Raw genomic sequence first — 5,461 nt, forward strand, 5'->3', positions numbered from 1 at the left:
CTGGAACACCACGAAGATGATCGCCACCGGGATGGTGGCGAGCAGCGCCGCGCCCAGCTTGAGCGGGTACTGGGTGCCGCTGCCCAGCGAGCCGCTGACCAGGTCGGCGAGGCCGCGCGGCAGGGTGAACAGGTCCGGGTCCTGCACCGACACGAGGCTGTGCGGGAACTCGTTCCAGGAGCCCTGGAACGACAGGATGGTCAGGGTGATCAGCGCCGGCTTCGCCATCGGCAGCACCACCGACCAGAAGGTGCGGAAGATGCTCGCCCCGTCGATGCGGGCGGCCTCCTCCACGCTCACCGGGATCGACTCGAAGAACTGCTTCATGATGAACACGCCCGCCGCGTCGGCCAGCAGCGGCACCACCAGGCCGGCGTAGCTGTTGTAGAGGCCGAGCTGGTTGAGCACCAGGAACTTCGGGATCAGCAGCACCACGCCGGGCACCGCCATCACCGCGATGACGGCGGCGAACAGCCCGGCGCGCCCGGCGAATCGCAGCCGGGCCAACGCGTACCCGGCGAGCGAGTCGAAGAACACCCGGCCGAGGGTCACCAGCACGGTGACCAGCAGCGAGTTGCCCAGCCAGAGCGGAAAGTTGGTGCCGGCGAAGATCCGGTCGAAGCCGGCGAGGCTGAGCGGGTCCGGAATCGGCGAGAGCGGGTTCGCCGCCGCGTCGGGCTCGGTCTTGAGCGAGCTCGCGATCTGGATGACGAACGGGTAGAGGAACACCAGCCCGAAGAAGACCAGCGTGGCGTACCCCAGAAAGCGGGTGACCAGGGTGCGGGCCGCGCGCTGGTCGCCGCGCGCGGGCGCCGCCGCCGGGCGGTCGGTCAGCACGGCCATGTCAGGACCTCTCCGGTACGCGTCGACGCCGCCAGCCGCGGCGCGGCCGGTCGGTGTCCCGCTCGGCGAGCGCCCGACGCTGGATCAGCGTGAGCACGATGATGATCAGAAACAGCACGAACGAGATCGCCGCGCCGGAGCCGTAGTCGAAGTCCCGGAACGCGGTCCGGTACGACAGGTACGCCGGGGTGACGGTGGTCTTGGCCGGGTCGCCCTGGCTCATGACGTACACCTGGTCGAAGACCTGCCAAGAGCCGATCATGCCGAGGGTGAGCACCAGGAAGGTGGTCGGCCTGATCATCGGCAGGGTGACGTAGCGGAACCGCTGCCAGCGGGAGGCTCCGTCGAGCGTGCTGGCCTCGTCCAGCGTCACCGGCACGTTCTGCAGGCCGGCCAGGAACATCAGCATGAACGTGCCGGAGGTGGTCCAGATGACCAACGTGATGATCGAGATCATCGCCACGCTGGGGCCGGCCAGCCAGTCCCACCAGCTCAGCCCGAACGGGCCGCCGTCGGTGAGCGCCGCCGGGGGCGAGTCGACGCCGACCGCGCCGAAGAGCAGGTGCAGCACACCCCGGGAGTCGGCGAACCACTCCGGGCCGTCGATCCCGAGGAAGCCGAGCAGCGCGTTCACCGCGCCGGAGTTGGCGAAGAGGAACAGGAACACCACGCTGATCGCGACCGAGCTGGTGACCGAGGGAAAGTAGAACGCGCTGCGGAAGAAGCTCTTGCCCTTGAGCATCCGGTTGTTGACCACCAGCGCCAGCCCGAGCGCGAGCACGGTCTGCGCCGGCACCACGATCGCCACGTAGTAGATGTTGTTGCGGATGCTGGTCATGAAGTCGCGGCGGGGCAGCCCGTCCTCGGTGAACAACTGGGTGTAGTTGTGCGCGCCGACGAACGGGACGTCGCCGGTGAACGGGCTGCCCTGCCCGTTCCAGTCGGTCAGGCTGACCCAGAGCGCCATCAGGATCGGCAGCAGCAGGAACAGCCCCAGGATGACGATCACCGGTGCGACGAAGAGCCAGCCGGCGAGGTTCTCGTTGCCGCGGACGCCACCCCGCCGTCGCCGGGGGCTCGTCCCGGGCGCGGTGGCCACGGCGGTCAGTGTCTCGGTTGCCATCTCCCCTCCCTCCCTCTCTCGGGCCCTTCCGGGCCGGAGGTGCGGACGGGGGCCCCGCTCGCTGTCGGGACCCCCGCCGTCACCTCAGCTGCCGCCGAGCGCCGCCTTGGCGTTCTTGTCGAAGTTCTGCAGCACGGTCTTCGGGTCGCCGTTGGCCAGGCTCTGCAGACCGGTGTCCAGGTCCTTGAGGACGCTGTCCATCTTCGGCGCGTTCACCGGGCCCTGGGCGTACGCGACGCCGTCGATGAACGGCTTGTCCTCAGGATTGGCGGCCGTGTACTGGTCGCGCACCGACTGCCGCGACGGCATGACACCGACCGCCTTCGCGAACGTCAGCTGCTGCTCACCGCTGGTCATCGCCTCGACGAACTTGATGGCCTGGTCCTTGTACTTGCTCTTCGCCGCGATGCCCCAGCACTGGGTGAAGGAGAGCGTGCCCTGTCCCTTCGGGCCGGCCGGCAGCGCCACCACCTTGTACTTCACGTTCGGGAAGTCGTTCTGCAGCGCGCCCTTGATCCAGTTGCCCTCGATGGTCATCACGGCCTTGCCCTTGCCGAACGCCTCACCGGACCAGCCCGAGTCGAGCTGCTTCGGGTACTTGGCCAGGCCCGAGGTGAGCAGGGACTTGACGTACTGGAGGGCGGCCAGGTTCTCCGGGGTGTCGGCGGTCGGCTGCTTGCCGTCCTTGCTCAGCAGCCAGCCGCCGTTCTGCACCAGGAAGGCGCCGATCCGGTCCCGGGTGTCGCCGAGCGCCAGGGCGACCTGCCCCTTCGCCTTGATCTTCTGGGCGGTCGCGGTGAGCTGGTCCCAGGTGGTCGGCACGTCGGCGTCGGTCAGTCCGGCCTTCGCCCACAGGTCCGTGTTGATCTGCAGGGCCAGGGTGGAGAAGTCCTTGGGCGCGCAGTAGAGCTTGCCGTCGTACGAGAACGTGGTGCGCAGGCTCTCGTAGAAGTCGTCCGGGTTGGAGATCTTGTCGCCGTACGGCTCCAGCGCGCCGACGCTCGCGTAGTCGGCGAAGCGGGCCGCGTCGACGTAGAAGACGTCCGGCGGGGTGCCGCCGGCCAGGCCCTGGCCGAGCTGCTGGGTGAGGTCCTGCGCCGGGGTGACCGTGGCGGTGTTGCCGGAGCCGCTGGCCCACTTCGCCGCGGCGTCCTGCACGGCCTTGGTCTCGGCTTCGCCGGAGGATCCGATCAGGATCTGCAGGCTGGCCGGTCCGCTGGACTGGGCGGCGTCGCCGGACGAGTCGTCGAAGCCGCTGCCGCAGGCCGCGGAACCGAGAAGGGCGACGGCGGCGAGGCCGGCCACCGCCGCCCGGGTGAGGTTTCGAGGTGCCATGGGGTTCTCTCCTGGTGGGGGATGGGACTACGCGGTGTGCCGAAGCGCCAGCGAGGGCTGGAGCAGCACGTGGGTGGGGGTCTCGTGGTTGCCGTCGAGGACCCCGGTGAGCAGGTCCACGCAGCGGGCGGCGGCCTCGCCGAGCGGTTGGCTGACGCTGGTCAGCCCCACCGCGGCTGCGACCGGCGTGTCGTCGAAGCCGATCACCGACACCGGCGGGTCGGTGCCCCGGATCGCCTGCAGCGCGCCGAGGGCGAGCGAGTCGCTGGCGCAGAGCACGGCGGTCGGCGCCTCGGCGGCGAGCAGGTCCCGCGTGAGCCGTTCGCCCTCGGCGATGCCGTCCTCGGTCTCGCGGTGCAGCCCGGTCGGGTCGACACCGGCGGCGCGCAGCGCGTCGTGCCAGCCGGCCCGCCGGTCGTCGCCGACACCGGACCCGAGGGGCCAGCCGATGAACGCGATCCGCCGGTGCCCGGCGTCGAGCAGATGCCGGGTGGCGGCGGCAGTGCCGGCGGCGCCGTCCACGTCGACCCAGGGGTGCGCGTCGAGCGCGTCCCACGGGCGGCCGAAGGTCACGAACGGCACGTCCCGGTCGGCGAGCCAGGCGGTACGCGGGTCGCCGTACTTGGTGCCGACGAGCACGAACGCGTCCAGCTCGTACGTGCCGAGCAGGTCGTCGTAGGTGGCGATCTCCCGCTCGTCGTCGGTGGCGGTGTAGAGCAGCACCCGGTAGCCGGCGGCGTCGGCGGTCTCGGTGAGGCCGTGCAGGAAGCGGTCGAGAACGGAGCCGTTGATGCCGTCGCGGGTCGGTTCGATCCGGGCGGCGATGAGGCGGGACCGGCCGGTGCGCATCTGTCTGGCCGCCTGGTTGGCCCGGTAGCCGAGCGCGCTGATCGCGTCCTCGACCCGCTGGCGGGTCTCCTGCCGCACGATGTGCGGCGCGTTGAGCACGTTGGAGACCGTCTGCCGGCTTACTCGGGCGTGCCGGGCCACCGTCGCAATGGTTACCTTCTCGGGCACTTAATCCCTCTCGCCGTCTTGAACGATCCAATTCGGATAGTGCAGGATTAGATCGTTCAAGTTTCTGGAATGTTTCGCACTTTGCACCGCCAGGGGCGCGTTGTCAAGATGTCCGCCCCGCCCCCCGAGATCTGGAGCCGCGCCGTGATCGAACGCCAGCTGCAACCCCTCCTGCACGAGTTGGTTCCGGTGGTGCTCGCCCCGACCAGTGCGCTGGGGGACGCGACCGGGCAGATCCGCCCGACCGGCGTCCAGGGCGTCTTCCACGCCGACGCCCGCGTGCTCTCCCGGGCCGAACTGCGGGTCGACGACCAGGAGCTGGAGGGGCTGACCCGCGGCGCGGACGGCCCGCACGGCGCCCGCTTCGTGGGCCTGGCCCGCTGGCTCGGCGATCCCACGCCCGACCCCACAGTCCGCGTCGACCGGCTCCGTCGGGCCACTCGCAACGGCCTCACCGAGGAGCTGCGGATCGTCTCCACCGCCACGGTCGGCGTACGGGCCACCGTGAGCGTCGACCTCGGCTGCGACCTGGCGCCCATCGAGGTGGTCAAGTCCGGTGGCGCCGCCGCGCCGCTGGAGGCCAAGACCGGCCAGCCGGGCCTGCTCACCTGGTCGGCCGACGGCATCACCGTCACCGTCACCGCGCCCGACGCCGACGTGCTCGCCGCCGACGAACGGGCCACCGCGCCGCGGCTGGCCTGGCCGATCGACCTGCCCCCCGGAGGCGAGTCGGTGCTGCGCTGGCAGCTGACCGTCGAGGACCCGCGCGCCGTGGTGATCGGCCCGGTCGGCGAACCGGAGTGGGCCCGACCCGAGGTGACCGCCGACGATCGACGGCTGGTCCGCTTCCTCGACCGCAGCCTGGACGACCTGCGCGGGCTACGCCTGGCCGAGACCGGCGCGCCCGGGGACGTCTTCCTCGGCGCCGGCGTCCCCTGGTTCCTCACCCTGTTCGGCCGGGACAGCCTCTGGGCCGCCCGGATGATGCTGCCGCTCGGCACCGACCTGGCCGCCGGCACCCTGCGCGTGCTCGCCCGCCGCCAGGGCACCCGCGTCGTACGCCTCGATCATCTGTGCGGTCAGCGCCCCGGTGAAGTGCGTCGAGGTGCCGACCACGCCCACGCAGCCGACGGCCAGCGCCGG

At 71.0% G+C, this 5,461-nt stretch carries 4 protein-coding genes and 2 pseudogenes; 1 reads left to right on the forward strand and 5 read right to left on the reverse strand.

The window, feature by feature from the left end; genetic code table 11:
- From AB0J68_RS26105 to AB0J68_RS26120, 4 genes are all read right to left on the reverse strand, one after another.
- Positions 1 to 843: carbohydrate ABC transporter permease (locus AB0J68_RS26105; RefSeq protein ID WP_363940855.1), on the reverse strand; the 843-nt coding region annotated here is incomplete at its 3' end.
- 1 nt (position 844) lies between these two features.
- Positions 845 to 1,966, reverse strand: a complete 1,122-nt coding sequence (locus tag AB0J68_RS26110; RefSeq protein ID WP_355066848.1) for a sugar ABC transporter permease — start codon at positions 1,964 to 1,966, stop codon at positions 845 to 847.
- 84 nt (positions 1,967 to 2,050) lie between these two features.
- Positions 2,051 to 3,301, reverse strand: coding sequence for an extracellular solute-binding protein (locus AB0J68_RS26115; RefSeq protein ID WP_355066849.1), 1,251 nt, complete (start codon positions 3,299 to 3,301; stop codon positions 2,051 to 2,053).
- A gap of 27 nt (positions 3,302 to 3,328) precedes the next feature.
- Positions 3,329 to 4,318, reverse strand: coding sequence for a LacI family DNA-binding transcriptional regulator (locus AB0J68_RS26120; RefSeq protein WP_355066850.1), 990 nt, complete (start codon positions 4,316 to 4,318; stop codon positions 3,329 to 3,331).
- A 108-nt stretch (positions 4,319 to 4,426) separates the two neighbouring features.
- On the opposite strand from AB0J68_RS26120, the pseudogene AB0J68_RS26125 reads away from it, so the two are divergent.
- Positions 4,427 to 5,050, forward strand: a pseudogene (locus tag AB0J68_RS26125) (glycogen debranching N-terminal domain-containing protein); the annotation flags it as partial.
- 315 nt (positions 5,051 to 5,365) lie between these two features.
- Here AB0J68_RS26125 and AB0J68_RS26130 read toward each other — a convergent pair.
- A pseudogene (locus tag AB0J68_RS26130) lies at positions 5,366 to 5,461 on the reverse strand (4-hydroxy-tetrahydrodipicolinate synthase); the annotation flags it as partial.

This window comes from Micromonospora sp. NPDC049580 (assembly GCF_040675595.1).
Taxonomy (GTDB): domain Bacteria; phylum Actinomycetota; class Actinomycetes; order Mycobacteriales; family Micromonosporaceae; genus Micromonospora.